12 protein-coding genes are annotated in these 16116 nt (G+C 56.9%); 11 read left to right on the top strand and 1 reads right to left on the bottom strand.

The window, feature by feature from the left end:
- The first annotated feature begins 233 nt into the window (after positions 1–233).
- From mreB to tldD, 7 genes are all read left to right on the top strand, one after another.
- Complete coding sequence (mreB, locus tag KGP22_RS20080; RefSeq protein WP_000913396.1) at positions 234–1277, top strand: rod shape-determining protein MreB; 1044 nt, start codon at positions 234–236, stop codon at positions 1275–1277.
- A 62-nt stretch (positions 1278–1339) separates the two neighbouring features.
- Positions 1340–2356, top strand: coding sequence for a rod shape-determining protein MreC (gene mreC, locus KGP22_RS20075; protein ID WP_023309400.1), 1017 nt, complete (start codon positions 1340–1342; stop codon positions 2354–2356).
- Positions 2356–2844, top strand: a complete 489-nt coding sequence (gene mreD / locus KGP22_RS20070; RefSeq protein WP_023309399.1) for a rod shape-determining protein MreD — start codon at positions 2356–2358, stop codon at positions 2842–2844. The genes mreC and mreD overlap by 1 nt, the downstream gene beginning before the upstream one ends.
- 9 nt (positions 2845–2853) lie before the next feature.
- Positions 2854–3447, top strand: a complete 594-nt coding sequence (locus KGP22_RS20065) for a nucleoside triphosphate pyrophosphatase (RefSeq protein ID WP_111964994.1) — start codon at positions 2854–2856, stop codon at positions 3445–3447.
- On the top strand, positions 3437–4906 hold the full coding sequence (rng, locus tag KGP22_RS20060; RefSeq protein WP_111964993.1) for a ribonuclease G: 1470 nt from the start codon (positions 3437–3439) through the stop codon (positions 4904–4906). The genes KGP22_RS20065 and rng overlap by 11 nt, the downstream gene beginning before the upstream one ends.
- Positions 4907–4946: 40 nt before the next feature.
- On the top strand, positions 4947–8750 hold the full coding sequence (yhdP, locus tag KGP22_RS20055; protein WP_223580598.1) for an AsmA2 domain-containing protein YhdP: 3804 nt from the start codon (positions 4947–4949) through the stop codon (positions 8748–8750).
- Between the two features lie 84 nt (positions 8751–8834).
- Positions 8835–10280, top strand: coding sequence for a metalloprotease TldD (gene tldD, locus KGP22_RS20050; RefSeq protein ID WP_023309396.1), 1446 nt, complete (start codon positions 8835–8837; stop codon positions 10278–10280).
- 58 nt (positions 10281–10338) lie between these two features.
- On the opposite strand, the gene aaeR is transcribed toward tldD, so the two are convergent.
- Entirely contained in the window at positions 10339–11265 is a 927-nt protein-coding gene (aaeR, locus tag KGP22_RS20045; protein WP_023616809.1) for an HTH-type transcriptional activator AaeR, read from the bottom strand.
- A gap of 180 nt (positions 11266–11445) precedes the next feature.
- Here aaeR and aaeX point away from each other — a divergent pair, with 180 nt between their 5' ends.
- The 4 genes from aaeX (at position 11446) to KGP22_RS20025 (ending at position 16107) form a co-directional block, all read left to right on the top strand.
- Positions 11446–11649, top strand: a complete 204-nt coding sequence (gene aaeX / locus KGP22_RS20040; RefSeq protein ID WP_003860416.1) for a p-hydroxybenzoic acid efflux pump operon protein AaeX — start codon at positions 11446–11448, stop codon at positions 11647–11649.
- A 7-nt stretch (positions 11650–11656) separates the two neighbouring features.
- Positions 11657–12589 carry a p-hydroxybenzoic acid efflux pump subunit AaeA gene (gene aaeA / locus KGP22_RS20035; protein WP_111964991.1) on the top strand — a complete coding sequence of 311 codons (933 nt, stop codon included), beginning with the start codon at positions 11657–11659 and terminating at the stop codon, positions 12587–12589.
- 5 nt (positions 12590–12594) lie between these two features.
- On the top strand, positions 12595–14562 hold the full coding sequence (gene aaeB, locus KGP22_RS20030; protein WP_223580596.1) for a p-hydroxybenzoic acid efflux pump subunit AaeB: 1968 nt from the start codon (positions 12595–12597) through the stop codon (positions 14560–14562).
- 90 nt (positions 14563–14652) lie between these two features.
- Entirely contained in the window at positions 14653–16107 is a 1455-nt protein-coding gene (locus KGP22_RS20025) for an NAD-dependent succinate-semialdehyde dehydrogenase (RefSeq protein ID WP_149367561.1), read from the top strand.
- The last annotated feature ends 9 nt before the right edge of the window (positions 16108–16116 follow it).

The raw sequence follows: 16116 nt of genomic DNA, 5'->3' as shown, positions 1-16116 counted from the left end.
GTATGTCGAGCAAAAAGCCAGTGAACGACCTTTAATGGGTTACAAACGTCAGTGGGGAACGCAACTGTTTACTCAGCCCTGAAGGAGTCAGGGGATGATTTTGTAACATCAGGAAACGTACTGCATAAATTTTCACCGTTGCAGATGATTTTTGCGCCTTGTCGCTGCTGCGTGTGGTTGGTAAAGTAAGCGGATTTTGTTTTCCGCCCCAGCTTTCAGGATTATCCCTTAGTATGTTGAAAAAATTTCGTGGCATGTTTTCCAATGACCTGTCCATTGACCTGGGTACCGCGAATACCCTTATTTATGTAAAAGGACAAGGCATCGTATTGAATGAGCCTTCCGTTGTGGCCATTCGTCAGGATCGTGCTGGCTCGCCAAAAAGCGTGGCCGCAGTGGGTCATGACGCGAAGCAGATGCTGGGTCGTACCCCTGGCAACATCGCCGCTATCCGCCCAATGAAAGACGGCGTTATCGCCGACTTCTTCGTGACTGAAAAAATGCTTCAGCACTTCATCAAACAGGTTCACAGCAACAGCTTCATGCGTCCAAGCCCGCGTGTTCTGGTGTGTGTACCGGTTGGCGCAACCCAGGTAGAACGTCGCGCAATCCGTGAATCTGCCCAGGGTGCAGGTGCGCGTGAAGTGTTCCTGATTGAAGAGCCAATGGCGGCGGCAATCGGTGCAGGTCTGCCTGTGTCTGAAGCGACCGGTTCCATGGTGGTGGATATCGGTGGTGGTACCACTGAAGTGGCCGTTATCTCTCTGAACGGCGTGGTGTACTCCTCTTCCGTACGTATCGGTGGTGACCGCTTCGACGAAGCCATCATTAATTATGTGCGCCGTAACTACGGCTCTCTGATCGGTGAAGCCACCGCAGAGCGTATCAAACATGAAATCGGCTCTGCGTATCCGGGCGATGAAGTGCGTGAGATCGAAGTACGTGGCCGTAACCTGGCTGAGGGTGTTCCACGCGGTTTCACCCTGAACTCCAACGAAATTCTGGAAGCACTGCAGGAACCACTGACGGGCATCGTGAGCGCGGTAATGGTCGCGCTGGAACAGTGTCCACCAGAGCTGGCGTCCGATATCTCCGAGCGCGGTATGGTTCTGACCGGTGGTGGTGCGCTGCTGCGTAACCTCGACCGCCTGTTAATGGAAGAGACAGGTATTCCTGTCGTAGTTGCAGAAGATCCACTGACTTGCGTCGCCCGTGGTGGTGGCAAGGCGCTGGAAATGATCGACATGCACGGCGGCGATTTGTTCAGCGAAGAGTAGTCGAGTTTGAGAGGGTAGCAATTTGCTACCCTTTCTCTCTGACGCGAGAATACGCATAGCCTATGAAGCCAATTTTTAGCCGTGGCCCATCGCTACAGTTTCGCCTTATTCTGGCGGTTCTGGTTGCGCTTGGGGTCATTATTGCCGATAGCCGCCTCGGTACGTTCAGCCAGATCAGAACGTACATGGATACCGCCGTCAGTCCTTTCTACTTTGTTTCAAATGGTCCCCGTGAACTGCTCGACTCCGTTTCTCAAACGCTGTCTTCACGCGACCAACTCGAACTCGAAAACCGGGCATTACGTCAGGAACTGTTGCTGAAAAACAGCGAACTGCTGATGCTGGGGCAATACAAGCAGGAAAACGCGCGACTGCGTGAACTGCTCGGCTCGCCGCTGCGTCAGGATGAGCAGAAGATGGTTACCCAGGTGATCTCCACCGTGAACGACCCTTACAGCGATCAGGTTGTGATCGACAAAGGGAGCGTCAACGGGGTGTATGAAGGCCAGCCAGTTATCAGTGATAAAGGCGTAGTTGGCCAGGTTGTTGCCGTCGCCAAACTGACCAGCCGCGTGCTGCTGATTTGCGACGCCACGCATGCGCTGCCGATCCAGGTCCTGCGCAACGACATCCGCGTGATCGCGGCCGGTAACGGCTGTACGGACGACCTGCAGCTGGAACACCTGCCGGCTAACACGGATATCCGCGTAGGCGACGTGCTGGTGACGTCTGGTCTGGGTGGACGCTTCCCTGAAGGTTATCCGGTTGCGGTGGTCTCTTCGGTCAAGCTGGATACCCAGCGTGCCTATACCGTGATTCAGGCGCGTCCAACTGCTGGTCTGCAGCGTCTGCGCTATCTGCTGCTGCTGTGGGGTGCCGATCGTAACGGGGCTAACCCGATGACGCCTGAAGAGGTCCATCGAGTGGCAAATGAGCGCCTGATGCAGATGATGCCGCAGGTTCTTCCGCCTGCGGATTCCATGGGGCCGCCTGCGCCAGTACCGGCACCGGCAACCGGATTAACGCAGCCGCTGCCGGATGCGCCGCCACCGCCTAAACTCTCTTCGGGAGGGCAGTAGTGGCAAGCTATCGTAGCCAGGGACGCTGGGTCATCTGGCTCTCGTTTCTCATTGCACTGTTACTGCAAGTGATGCCCTGGCCGGACGACATTCTCGTTTTCCGGCCAAACTGGGTATTGCTCATTTTACTCTACTGGATCCTTGCCCTGCCGCATCGCGTAAATGTCGGCACAGGTTTCGTGATGGGTGCCATACTGGATCTCATTAGCGGCTCTACGCTTGGCGTGCGCGCCTTGTCCATGAGCATTATTGCGTACCTCGTCGCACTCAAATTCCAGCTCTTTCGTAACCTTGCGCTCTGGCAACAGGCCCTGGTAGTGATGCTATTGTCGCTCGCTGCGGATATCGTTGTTTTCTGGGCAGAGTTTTTAGTGATCAACGTCTCTTTCCGACCGGAAGTGTTCTGGAGTAGTGTAGTAAACGGTGTGCTCTGGCCATGGTTATTCCTGCTGATGCGTAAGGTTCGCCAGCAGTTTGCTGTGCAATAAAAGGTTTCTATGACGTCTTTGTATCTCGCTTCTGGCTCCCCGCGCCGTCAGGAACTCCTGACGCAGCTAGGGGTCTCTTTTGAACGCATCGTGACCGGCATTGAAGAAAAACGTGCTGAGGGCGAAAGTGCTCAACAGTACGTGTCTCGCCTGGCGCGCGAGAAAGCGCAGGCGGGCGTGGCCAGTGTGCCACGCGATCTTCCCGTGCTGGGGGCAGATACCATCGTTATCCTGAACGGTGAAGTGCTGGAGAAACCGCACGACGCCGATCATGCAGCGCGCATGCTGCGCAAGCTGTCCGGACAAACGCATCAGGTGATGACGGCCGTCGCGCTGGCTGACAGCCAGCATGTGCTGGACTGCCTGGTGGTGACGGAAGTGACCTTCAGAGTACTTACCGACGACGACATCGCCGCTTATATTGCCAGCGGTGAACCGATGGATAAAGCAGGTGCATACGGTATTCAGGGGCTGGGTGGCTGTTTTGTCAGGAAGATTCATGGCAGCTATCACGCCGTAGTCGGCTTACCGCTGGTGGAAACGTATGAGTTGCTGAGCAATTTTAACTCACTGCGTGAGGGAAGGGATAATTATGACGGCTGAATTGTTGGTAAACGTAACGCCCTCGGAAACCCGTGTGGCCTATATTGATGGTGGCATTCTTCAGGAAATTCATATTGAGCGTGAAGCGCGGCGCGGAATAGTAGGCAATATCTACAAAGGTCGTGTCAGTCGTGTACTACCGGGTATGCAGGCGGCTTTTGTAGATATTGGACTCGATAAGGCGGCATTTTTACATGCCTCCGATATCATGCCGCACACCGAGTGCGTCGCGGGCGAAGAGCAAAAGCAGTTTGCCGTACGCGACATTTCTGAACTGGTGCGTCAGGGACAGGATCTGATGGTGCAGGTGGTGAAAGATCCCCTCGGTACCAAAGGCGCTCGTCTGACCACCGACATCACCTTACCTTCCCGCTATCTGGTCTTTATGCCCGGCGCGTCGCACGTGGGCGTTTCGCAGCGTATTGAGAGTGAAACCGAGCGCGAGCGTCTGAAGAAAGTGGTCAGCGCCTACTGCGATGAACAGGGCGGATTTATCATCCGTACCGCCGCGGAAGGGATCAGCGAGGAAGACCTGGCGTCGGATGCGGCTTACCTGAAGCGCGTCTGGACAAAAGTGATGGAGCGTAAAAAACGTAACCAGACCCGCTATCAGCTCTATGGTGAGCTGGCGCTGGCGCAGCGCGTTCTGCGTGACTTTGCCGACGCGCAGCTCGACCGCATTCGCGTGGACTCTCGTCTGACGTACGAGGCCCTGCTCGAGTTTACCGCCGAATATATCCCCGAGATGCCTGGCCTGCTGGAGCACTACACCGGGCGTCAGCCGATCTTCGATCTCTATGATGTCGAAAACGAGATCCAGCGTGCCCTGGAGCGTAAGGTCGAGCTGAAGTCAGGCGGCTATCTGATCATCGATCAGACCGAAGCGATGACTACCGTCGATATCAACACCGGCGCTTTTGTCGGTCATCGCAACCTGGATGACACCATCTTCAACACCAACATCGAAGCCACTCAGGCAATTGCGCGCCAGCTTCGTCTGCGCAATCTGGGCGGCATTATCATTATCGACTTCATCGATATGAGTAATGAAGACCACCGTCGCCGCGTGCTGCACTCGCTTGAGCAGGCGCTGAGCAAAGACCGCGTGAAAACCAGCATTAACGGCTTCTCACAGCTGGGGCTGGTGGAAATGACGCGTAAGCGTACCCGCGAGAGCGTGGAGCATGTGCTGTGCAATGAATGCCCAACCTGCCATGGACGCGGAACGGTAAAGACGGTTGAGACCGTCTGCTACGAAATTATGCGTGAAATTGTCCGTGTTCATCATGCCTACGACTCCGATCGTTTTCTGGTCTATGCTTCCCCTGCGGTGGCTGAAGCGCTGAAAGGCGAAGAGTCACACGCGCTGGCGGAAGTGGAAATCTTTGTCGGCAAACAGGTAAAAGTACAAATTGAACCGCTCTATAACCAGGAGCAGTTTGACGTCGTGATGATGTAAGCGCAGTACGCTGCGTGACGAAGCTGACAAGGAGAGATGCGTGAGGCGATTGCCGGGGATTTTATTGCTTACAGGGGCAACGCTGGTCGTGATTGTCGCGTTGCTCGTGAGCGGGCTACGCCTCGTTTTACCGCATCTGGACAGCTGGCGTCCGCAGCTGCTGGCGAAAATCGAATCCACCACCGGCGTGCCGGTGAACGTAAGCCAGGTCAGCGCTAACTGGCAGAATTTTGGCCCGACGCTCGATGTCCGGGATATCAACGCCAGCCTGAAAGATGGCGGCTACCTGAAAATCAAACGCGTGACCCTGGCGCTGGACGTCTGGCAAAGCCTGCTGCATCTGCGCTGGCAGTTTCGCGATCTCACCTTTTATCAGCTCCAGTTTCTGACCAATACGCCGCTGTCTGGCGGCGATAGCGGTCAGGGCCTTGAAGCTAACCGCTTCAGCGATCTTTTCCTCCGCCAGTTCGATCATTTCGATCTGCGCGACAGCGAAGTGAGCTTTATTACCCTTTCCGGGCAGCGCGCCGAGCTGGCGATCCCGCAGCTTACCTGGCTTAACGGTAAGGATCGGCACCGCGCCGAGGGGCAGGTCAATCTCTCAAGCCTGAACGGCCAGCACGGCGTGATGCAGGTGCGCATGGATCTGCGCGACGATGACGGCCTGTTAAATAACGGCAAAGTCTGGCTGCAGGCCGACGATGTGGACGTCAAGCCGTGGCTTGGCGACTGGCTCCAGCAAAACATGCAGCTGGAAACGGCCCGCTTCAGCCTTGAGGGCTGGTTGACCCTGACGAAAGGCGAATTTGCCAGCGGTGATATCTGGCTCAAGCAGGGGGGCGCGAGCTGGGAAGGCGAAAAACAACAGCATCAGCTTTCCGTCGATAACCTCACCGCGCACGTGACGCAGGAGAAAGAGGGCTGGCAGTTTGCCATTCCCGATACGCGCATCACGATGGATGGCAAGCCGTGGCCGCGCGGTGCGCTGACGCTGGCCTGGATGCCGGAGCAGGACGTTGGCGGCACGGCCAGTAAACGCAGCGACGAGCTGCGCATCCGTGCCAGTAACCTGGATTTGGCCGCCATTGAAGGGCTACGCTCGATGGCGGCAAAGCTCTCTCCTGACCTGGGCGAGATCTGGCTGGCTACGCAGCCGAGCGGAAAGATAGATTCTCTGGCGCTGGATATCCCACTTCAGGCGACCGAAAAAAACCGTTTCCAGGCGACATGGAAAGATCTTGCCTGGAAGCAGTGGAAGCTGCTGCCGGGGGCGGAGCACTTTAGCGGCAAGCTGGAAGGCAGCGTGGAGAACGGCAGGCTGACGGTTGATATGCACGACGCCAAAATGCCTTACGAGACGGTCTTCCGTGCGCCGCTGGAAATCGAACAGGGCAACGCAGTGCTTAACTGGCTCCGTAACGATAAGGGTTTCCAGCTCGATGGCCGGCATATCGACGTCAAAGCGAAAGCGGTGCACGCGCGCGGCGATTTTCGCTATCTGCAGCCTGAAGGCGATGAGCCATGGCTGGGGATTCTGGCCGGGATCAGTACCGATGATGGCTCCCAGGCCTGGCGCTATTTCCCTGAAAACCTGATGGGGAAAGCGCTGGTAGACTATCTCAGCGGCGCGATTCAGGGCGGTCAGGCGGATAATGCCACGCTGGTCTACGGCGGTAATCCCCATCTGTTCCCGTACAAACACAATGAAGGTCAGTTCCAGGTTCTGGTCCCGCTGCATGACGCTACCTTCGCGTTCCAGCCGGGCTGGCCCGCGCTGAAAAACCTGGATATCGAACTTAATTTCCTCAATGACGGACTCTGGATGAAGTCCGACAGCGTGGCGCTGGGCGGCGTGACGGCCAGCAATCTGACGGCCAACATCCCGGATTACTCCAAAGAGAAGCTGCTGATTGATGCCGAGATCAACGGTCCCGGCAAGGCGGTAGGACCGTACTTTGAGGAGACGCCGCTGAAAGAGTCACTGGCGGCGACGCTTCAGCAGCTGCAGCTTGATGGCGATGTGAATGCTCGCTTACATCTTGATATCCCGCTGGACGGAGAGATGACCACCGCCAAAGGTGATGTCCGCCTGAAGAACAACAGCCTGTTCATCAAACCCCTTGAGAGCACGCTGAAAAATCTCAGCGGGCAGTTCAGCTTTGAAAACGGTAACCTGAAGAGCGAGCCGCTTACTGCCAGTTGGTTTAATCAGCCCGTGAATATCGACTTCACGACCACAGAGGGTGAAAAGGCGTATCAGGTGGCCGTCAATCTGGACGGTAACTGGCAGCCAGCGCGTATGGACGTCCTGCCGAAGCCCATTGAGGCGTCGGTGGATGGCGCGGTCGCCTGGCAGGGTAAAGTGGCAATCGACCTGCCTTATCACGCGGGAGCCCAGTATAAGGTCGACATCACGGGTGACCTGAAGAATATTCGAAGCCAGCTGCCAGCGCCGCTGGATAAACAGGCCGGACAGCCGCTGCCGGTAAAGCTGAACGTCGATGGCAACCTGAACAGCTTCGCACTGACCGGCAGCGCGGGCGGGACAAACCACTTCAACAGCCGCTGGTTGCTTAACCGCAAGCTCACCCTCGACAAAGCCATCTGGACAACGGATAGCCGCTCCACGCCGCCGCTGCCGGAGCAGACGGGCGTTGAGCTGAATCTCCCACCGATGGACGGTGCAGAGTGGCTAGCGCTGTTCCAGAAAGGCGTTGGGCAAAACGTTGATGAAACCGCCCAGTTCCCGCAAACCATTACCGTACGTACGCCTTCGCTGATGCTGGGCGGGCAGCAGTGGAACAATCTGAGCATCGTCTCGCAGCCTGGCGCTAACGGCACGAAGGTAGAGGCCCAGGGCAGAGAGATCAACGGTACTTTGACCATGCGCAATCACGCGCCATGGCAGGCGGCGATTCGCTATCTCTACTACAACCCGGCAAGCGCCACGAGCGGGAAAGATAAACCGGCGGAAGCGTCTCCGCTGAGTAATGCCTCCCGCGTCGATTTTAGCGGCTGGCCCGATCTCCAGCTGCGCTGCGCTGAGTGCTGGCTGTGGGGGCAGAAATATGGCCGTATTGACGGTGATTTCACTATTCAGGCCAACACGCTTACGCTCTCCGGTGGCCTGGTTGATACCGGCTTTGGCCGCATGACGGCCGCAGGGGAGTGGGTGAATAACCCGGGCGAGCAGCGAACGTCCCTCAAGGGCGACATTAAAGGCAACAAGCTGGATGCGGCAGCCAATTTCTTTGGTATCAGCACGCCGCTGCGCGGTTCGTCATTTGATGTTAATTACGATCTTCACTGGCGCGACGCTCCGTGGAAGCCGGATGAGGCCTCGCTGAACGGCATTCTGAAAACCCACTTTGGTAAAGGTGAGATCGCCGACGTGAGCACGGGGCGCGCCGGGCAGATCCTGCGCCTGCTGAGTTTTGATGCGCTGCTGCGCAAGCTGCGCTTCGATTTCAGCGATACGTTCAGCGAAGGTTTCTACTACGATTCCATCCGCAGTACGGCATGGATTAAGGACGGCGTTCTGCATACGGACGATACGCTGGTGGATGGCCTGGAAGCGGATATCGCCATGAAAGGCTCGGTCAACCTCGTGCGCCGCGAACTGGATATGGAAGCCGTGGTGGCACCGGAAATTTCCGCGAGCGTGGGCGTTGCGGCGGCCTTTGTGGTGAACCCGATTGTCGGTGCGGCGGTGTTTGCCGCCAGCAAAGTGCTGGGGCCGCTGTGGAGCAAGGTCTCCATTCTGCGCTACCGCATTACCGGTCCGGTCGATAAACCGCAGATTAACGAGGTGCTGCGCCAGCCGCGCAAAGATGCACAGCAATGATTTGACGTGGGCAGGTAATTGCCTCACTCTCAATAAATACGATCTTTATACCGCCACGGGCGGCAACGAACGAGTAGCAATACGATGAGTCTGAACCTGGTAAGTGAACATTTGCTCGCAGCGAACGGCCTGAATCATCAGGACCTGTTCTCCATTCTTGGTCAACTGACCGAACGCCGTCTCGACTACGGCGACCTTTATTTCCAGTCGAGCTATCACGAATCCTGGGTTTTAGAAGACAGCATCATTAAAGATGGCTCTTACAACATCGACCAGGGCGTCGGCGTCCGCGCCGTCAGCGGCGAGAAAACCGGTTTTGCCTATGCCGATCAGATTAGCCTGGCTGCACTTGAGCAGAGCGCGCAGGCCGCGCGTACCATTGTGCGTGATACTGGCGATGGTCGCGTGAAAACCCTTGGAGAAGTGCAGCACTCTGCGCTCTATACCAGCATCGATCCTCTGCAAAGCATGAGCCGTGAAGAGAAGCTGGATATCCTGCGTCGCGTGGACAAAGTCGCCCGTGCGGCGGATAAACGCGTGCAGGAAGTTTCAGCCAGCCTGAGCGGTGTGTATGAACTGATTCTGGTGGCGGCAACGGACGGCACTCTGGCGGCAGACGTTCGCCCGCTGGTACGTCTCTCCATCAGCGTGCAGGTCGACGATGATGGCAAACGCGAGCGCGGCTCAAGCGGTGGCGGCGGTCGTTTCGGCTATGACTGGTTCCTGGGCGACGTTGACGGTGAAGCGCGCGCTGACGCGTGGGCAAAAGAAGCCGTGCGCATGGCGCTGGTGAATCTGAATGCCGTCGCGGCGCCGGCGGGCTCATTCCCGGTGGTGCTGGGTGCTGGCTGGCCGGGCGTGCTGCTGCACGAGGCGGTGGGCCACGGTCTGGAAGGCGACTTTAATCGTCGCGGGACGTCGGTCTTCAGCGGTCAGATCGGGCAGCTTGTCTCCTCTGAACTGTGCACCGTGGTGGATGACGGCACGATGCGCGATCGTCGCGGCTCGGTGGCTATCGACGATGAAGGTACGCCCGGCCAGTACAACGTGCTGATCGAAAATGGCGTGCTGAAAGGCTACATGCAGGACAAACTCAACGCGCGCCTGATGGGCGTCGCGCCGACGGGCAACGGACGTCGCGAATCTTACGCGCACCTGCCGATGCCGCGCATGACCAACACGTATATGCTGCCGGGTAAATCCACGCCGCAGGAGATTATCGAATCCGTAGATTACGGTATCTTTGCGCCTAACTTTGGCGGCGGCCAGGTGGACATTACCTCCGGTAAGTTTGTCTTCTCTACTTCAGAAGCGTACCTGATCGAGAAGGGCAAAGTGACCAAAGCGGTGAAAGGTGCGACGCTGATTGGCTCCGGTATTGAAGCCATGCAGCAGATCTCGATGGTCGGTAACGATCTGAAACTGGATAACGGCGTGGGCGTCTGCGGTAAAGAGGGCCAGAGCCTGCCGGTTGGCGTGGGCCAGCCAACGCTGAAAGTGGACAACCTGACGGTGGGCGGCACGGCGTAAGTTTTCCCGTCACTCTAACCCTCTCCCAAACCGGGAGAGGTGTCTCGAATTACAAAACCTATTCTTTCCTTCTTCCCCGCATCCCCTGAAACAGCTCTGCTACGTCCACAAAATACTCGGTCAGATAGTTAATACACACCTGCACCTTTAGCGGGAGTTTGTCTTTTTCGGTATACAGGGCGTACACCGGACGCGGATCGGACTGGTAGCGCGGGAAGAGGATCTCCAGCACGCCGCTGTTGATCTCGTTGATCACCCACATTAACGGCACGTAGGCAATCCCGGCGCCGGCCACCAGCCAGCGCGAAATGGTCATCGGATCGTTAGTGACAAATCGCCCTTCCGGCAGCAGTTTGGTGGAGATCCCTTCCGGGGCAATCAGCTCAAATTCATTGTCGGGTCGCACGCTGTATTCCAGCCACGAGTGGTTGGTGAGATCGGCGGGTTTCTCCGGAACACCGTACTGGGCCAGATAGCTCTTCGAAGCGCAGACGACCATCGGCATGCTGCCCAGCCGACGCGAGAACAGGCTGGAATCCTGCAGCGCGCCGACGCGGATCACCACGTCCAGACCGTCGGCAATCAGGTCCGGCGCCGGGATACCCGTCACCAGATTAACGGTAAGCCCGGGATACTCTTTCAGCATATCCGCCGTCATGGCAGCGAGAACATTTTGTGCCATAGTTGAAGAACACCCGATGCGCAGCGTGCCGATGGGGGTGTTGTTGAAGGCGTAGAGCTGTTCGTGAACATCCTGCACTTCCAGCAGCATACGGCGACAGCCCTGATAGTAAATTTTGCCCGCTTCCGTCAGGCCAATGCTGCGGGTGCTACGGTTGAGTAGCTTGACCTGAAGCTCATCTTCCAGTTTGGACACCGTCTGGCTGATGGATGAGACGCTCATCTGAAGCTGGCGTGCAGCGGCGGTAAAGGAGCCCAGTTCAACCACTTTGGCGAAGACCGACATGCGTTTTAAACGTTCCATTGTTCACTCTGGCTTAAAAGTGATTTAGATCACATATTATAGATAACAGCATAACAGTTACGTTAATATATTATTTATTACATAACGGCTGCGCCATTCTCGCCCGGCGTTTCTTGCTCTCCTGCGATGGCGTGCGCTAAAAAAATTCTGAAGCCTGCACTCTCTCTAATCAAGGTCAACATGAGTCTGTTTCCCGTTATCGTGGTGTTCGGTCTGTCCTTCCCACCGATATTTTTCGAGCTTCTTTTATCACTGGCGATCTTCTGGCTGGTGCGCAAGGTGCTGGTCCCTACCGGGATCTACGATTTCGTCTGGCACCCTGCATTGTTCAATACCGCGCTGTATTGCTGCCTGTTTTACCTGATATCGCGCATGTTTGTCTGAGGTTGATGTGAAAACGCTAACAAGAAAAATCTCCCGCACTGCCATCACCATGGCGCTGGTTATCCTCGCCTTCATCGCTATTTTCCGCGCCTGGGTCTATTACACTGAATCACCGTGGACGCGTGATGCACGCTTCAGCGCCGATGTGGTGGCAATCGCTCCTGACGTGGCCGGTCTTATTACGGCGGTCAACGTTCACGATAACCAACTGGTGAAAAAAGATCAGGTCCTGTTCACCATCGACCAGCCTCGTTACCAGAAAGCGCTGGAAGAGGCGGAAGCGGACGTGGCCTATTACGAGGCGCTGGCTGCGGAGAAACGCCGCGAGGCTGGCCGCCGTAACCAGCTTGGCGTTCAGGCAATGTCCCGTGAAGAGATTGACCAGTCCAACAACGTGCTGCAAACCGTGCTGCACCAGCTGGCGAAAGCGCAGGCAACGCGCGATCTGGCGAAGCTCGATCTCGAGCGTACCGTGATCCGCGCGCCGTCCGATGGCTGGGTGACCAACCTTAACGTCTATGCCGGGGAATTCATTACCCGTGGCTCAACAGCCGTGGCGCTGGTGAAACAGAACTCCTTCTACGTACTCGCCTATATGGAAGAGACCAAGCTGGAAGGCGTACGCCCGGGCTACCGGGCAGAAATTACGCCGCTGGGCAGCAATCGCGTCTTTAAAGGTACTGTCGACAGCGTCGCCGCAGGGGTGACTAACTCCAGCAGTTCGAACGATGCCAAAGGGATGGCAACGGTGGATTCCAACCTCGAGTGGGTGCGTCTGGCCCAGCGCGTGCCGGTCCGTATCCATCTGGACGAACAGCAGGGCAACCTGTGGCCTGCGGGTACCACGGCGACGGTGGTGATTACCGGTGAAAAAGATCGGGATGCCAGCCAGGACTCGTTCTTCCGTAAAATCGCCCACCGTCTGCGCGAGTTTGGTTAATCGCTATGGGCATCTTTTCCATCGCCAGCCAGCACATTCGCTTCGCCGTGAAGCTGGCGTGTGCCATTGTGCTGGCGCTGTTTGTTGGCTTCCACTTCCAGCTTGAAACCCCTCGCTGGGCAGTGCTGACGGCTGCTATTGTCGCGGCGGGTCCAGCCTTTGCCGCGGGTGGGGAACCCTATTCAGGCGCGATCCGCTATCGCGGGATGCTGCGTATCATCGGGACGTTTATCGGCTGTTTCGCGGCGCTCACCATTATTATTCTGATGATCCGCACGCCATTGCTGATGCTGATGGTGTGCTGCATCTGGGCGGGTTTTTGCACCTGGATCTCATCTCTGGTGAAAGTGGAGAACTCCTACGCCTGGGGGCTGGCGGGCTATACCGCGCTGATTATTGTCATCACCATTCAGTCCGAGCCGCTGCTCGCCCCGCAGTTTGCAGTTGAGCGCTGCAGCGAGATTGTCATTGGTATCGTGAGTGCGATTGTCGCGGATCTGCTGTTCTCTCCGCGCTCCATCAAGCAGGAAGTCGACCGTGAGCTTGACGCGCTGATCGTTGCTCAATACCAGCTGATGCAGCTGTGTATTAAACACGGCGACAGCGAAGAGGTCGATAAAGCCTGGAGCGGGCTTGTTCGTCGCACGCAGGCGCTGGAAGGGATGCGTAGCAACCTTAACATGGAGTCCTCGCGCTGGGCCCGCGCAAATCGTCGCCTTAAAGCCCTCAATACTGTCTCTCTGACGCTGATTACCCAGGCATGTGAAACCTATCTGATTCAGAACACCCGGCCGGAAGCGGTCACTGACACGTTCCGCGAACTGTTCGCCGAGCCGGTGGAAACCGTGCAGGACGTGCATAAGCAGCTTAAGCGTATGCGCCGGGTGATTGCCTGGACTGGGGAGCGCGACACGCCGGTAACGATCTACACCTGGGTCGGCGCTGCGACGCGCTACCTGCTGCTGAAACGCGGCGTGATTGGTAACACCAAAATCAGCGCGGCAGAAGAAGAGGTACTGCAGGGCGAAGTGGTGATCAAGGCGGAATCCGCTGAGCGCCATCACGCGATGGTCAACTTCTGGCGTACGACGCTTGCCTGTATGCTCGGCACGCTGTTCTGGCTGTGGACGGGCTGGACGTCCGGCAACGGCGCGATGGTGATGATTGCCGTCGTTACCGCACTGGCGATGCGTCTGCCTAATCCGCGTATGGTCGCCATCGATTTCCTGTACGGCGCCATTGCCGCCCTGCCGATAGGCGCGCTCTACTTTCTGGTCATCATCCCGTCGACGCAACAGAGCATGCTGCTGCTCTGTATTAGCCTGGCGGTAATGGCGTTCTTTATCGGCATTGAAGTGCAAAAGCGGCGCCTGGGATCGCTGGGTGCGCTGGCGAGTACGATTAACATCATCGTGCTCGATAACCCGATGACCTTCCATTTCAGCCAGTTCCTCGACAGCGCGTTAGGTCAGCTGGTGGGCTGTTTCCTGGCAATGATGGTGATACTGCTGGTGCGGGATAACTCGCAGGCAAGAACGGGCCGCGTGCTGTTGAACCAGTTCGTGTCGGCTGCCGTGTCGTCTTTGACAACCAATACCGCGCGCCGTAAAGAGAACCACCTTCCCGCGCTCTACCAGCAGCTGTTTTTACTGCTGAACAAGTTCCCGGGCGACATCGCGAAATTCCGCCTGGCGTTAACCCTGATCATCGCGCACCAGCGTTTGCGTAACGCGCCCGTGCCGATCAACGACGATCTGTCGGCCTTCCACCGCCAGTTACGTCGTACCGCCGATCATGTGCTTTCCGCCGGCAGCGATGACAAACGGCGTCGTTACTTTACGCAGCTGCTTGAAGAGCTCGATGTCTATCAGGAAAAGCTCAAGCACTGGGAAGCGCCGCCTCAGGTGACCGAGCCGGTAGGAAGGCTAGTGTTTATGCTGCATCGCTACCAGAATGCCCTCACGGATAACTGACTGAAGTAAAAAAACCGACGCCAAAAGCGTCGGTTTTTTTGTGGCTATACTTATTCCAGCACGTTCTTACATTTCAGAAAGGGAGGACACATGACGACCCAGGCGCTTCAGGACCACATCCTTTTTCAGACCGGCTATCTGGTCAACGGCATTTGGAAAACGCTGGACACGACGTTTGATGTGCTGAATCCCGCGACCGGTGAGGTCATTGCTAAAGTCGCAAAAGCGGGTAAAGCGCAAACCGAAGACGCCATCGCAGCGGCCACCAAAGCCTTCCCGGCATGGCGTGCCAAAACCGCGAAAGAACGCTCGGCGATTCTCTACCGCTGGTATGAATTGATTATTGAGAATAAAAGCTGGCTCGGGCGGTTAATGACCACCGAACAGGGCAAACCCCTGAAAGAAGCGGAGGGCGAAGTGGAGTACGCCGCCAGCTTTATCCAGTGGTTTGCCGAAGAGGCTAAACGCGCGAATGGTGAAATTATTCCACCGATCAAACCTGGCTCACGCATTCTGGCGACCCGTGAACCCATTGGTGTGGTCGCTGCGATTACGCCGTGGAACTTCCCAATGGCCATGCTCACCCGCAAGTTAGGCCCGGCGCTGGCGGCCGGGTGTACCGGGGTTATTAAACCGGCCAACAACACGCCGCTCAGCGCCTTTGCGCTGCTTACTCTGGCGAAACAGGCCGGTGTGCCCGATGGCGTTCTCAACGCCGTTGCCGGGAATACGCATGAAATCAGCGATGCGATTATGGCAAGCCGCGACGTGCGTAAAATCTCCTTTACCGGCTCAACCTCCGTCGGCAAAACGCTGGTGCGTAACGCCGCCGAAACCATGAAGAAAGTCTCGATGGAGCTGGGGGGAAATGCCCCGTATATCGTTTTTGAGGATGCGGACATCGACGCAGCGGTTAAGGGCGCGATCGCCAACAAGTTCCGCAATGCCGGGCAGGTCTGCGTCAGCGTGAACCGTTTTTATATTCAGGAAACCGTCTACGACAAATTTGTGAATAAACTCGCCGATGCGGTGAATGCGCTGAAGGTGGGTAATGGTCTTGAGGAGGGGGTGGTCGTCGGGCCGCTGATTGAACCTACTGCGGTGAACAAAGTGCGTGAGCATGTCGACGACGCCGTTGCCCGGGGCGCAACCGTACTGGCAGGAGGTAAGCCTCATCCGCTTGGCGGGAATTTCTGGATGCCTACCGTATTGGGCGACTGCCATGAAGGCATGAAGCTGGCAGAAGAAGAGACGTTTGGCCCGGTGGCGGCGTGCTTCCGTTTCACCTCGGAAGATGAAGTCATCCAGCGCGCCAACAACACGCCCTATGGGCTGGCGGCTTACTTCTATACCCAGAATCTCTCACGGGTCTTCCGCGTTTCACAGGCTATCGAGAGCGGGATGATTGGCATTAACGAGTGCGCCGTCTCCACTGAGCTCGGGCCTTTTGGCGGCGTAAAAGAGTCAGGTCTTGGACGAGAAGGCTCCGTGCTGGGACTGGAAGAGTATCTGGAAGTTAAAACCCTGCATATTGGGGGATTATAATAGACAGGG

This window comes from Enterobacter sp. JBIWA005 (assembly GCF_019968805.1).
Lineage (GTDB): Bacteria > Pseudomonadota > Gammaproteobacteria > Enterobacterales > Enterobacteriaceae > Enterobacter > Enterobacter vonholyi.
The sequence above is the reverse complement of the archived record's forward strand: the minus strand, read 5'-3'. Positions and strand labels throughout refer to the sequence as shown.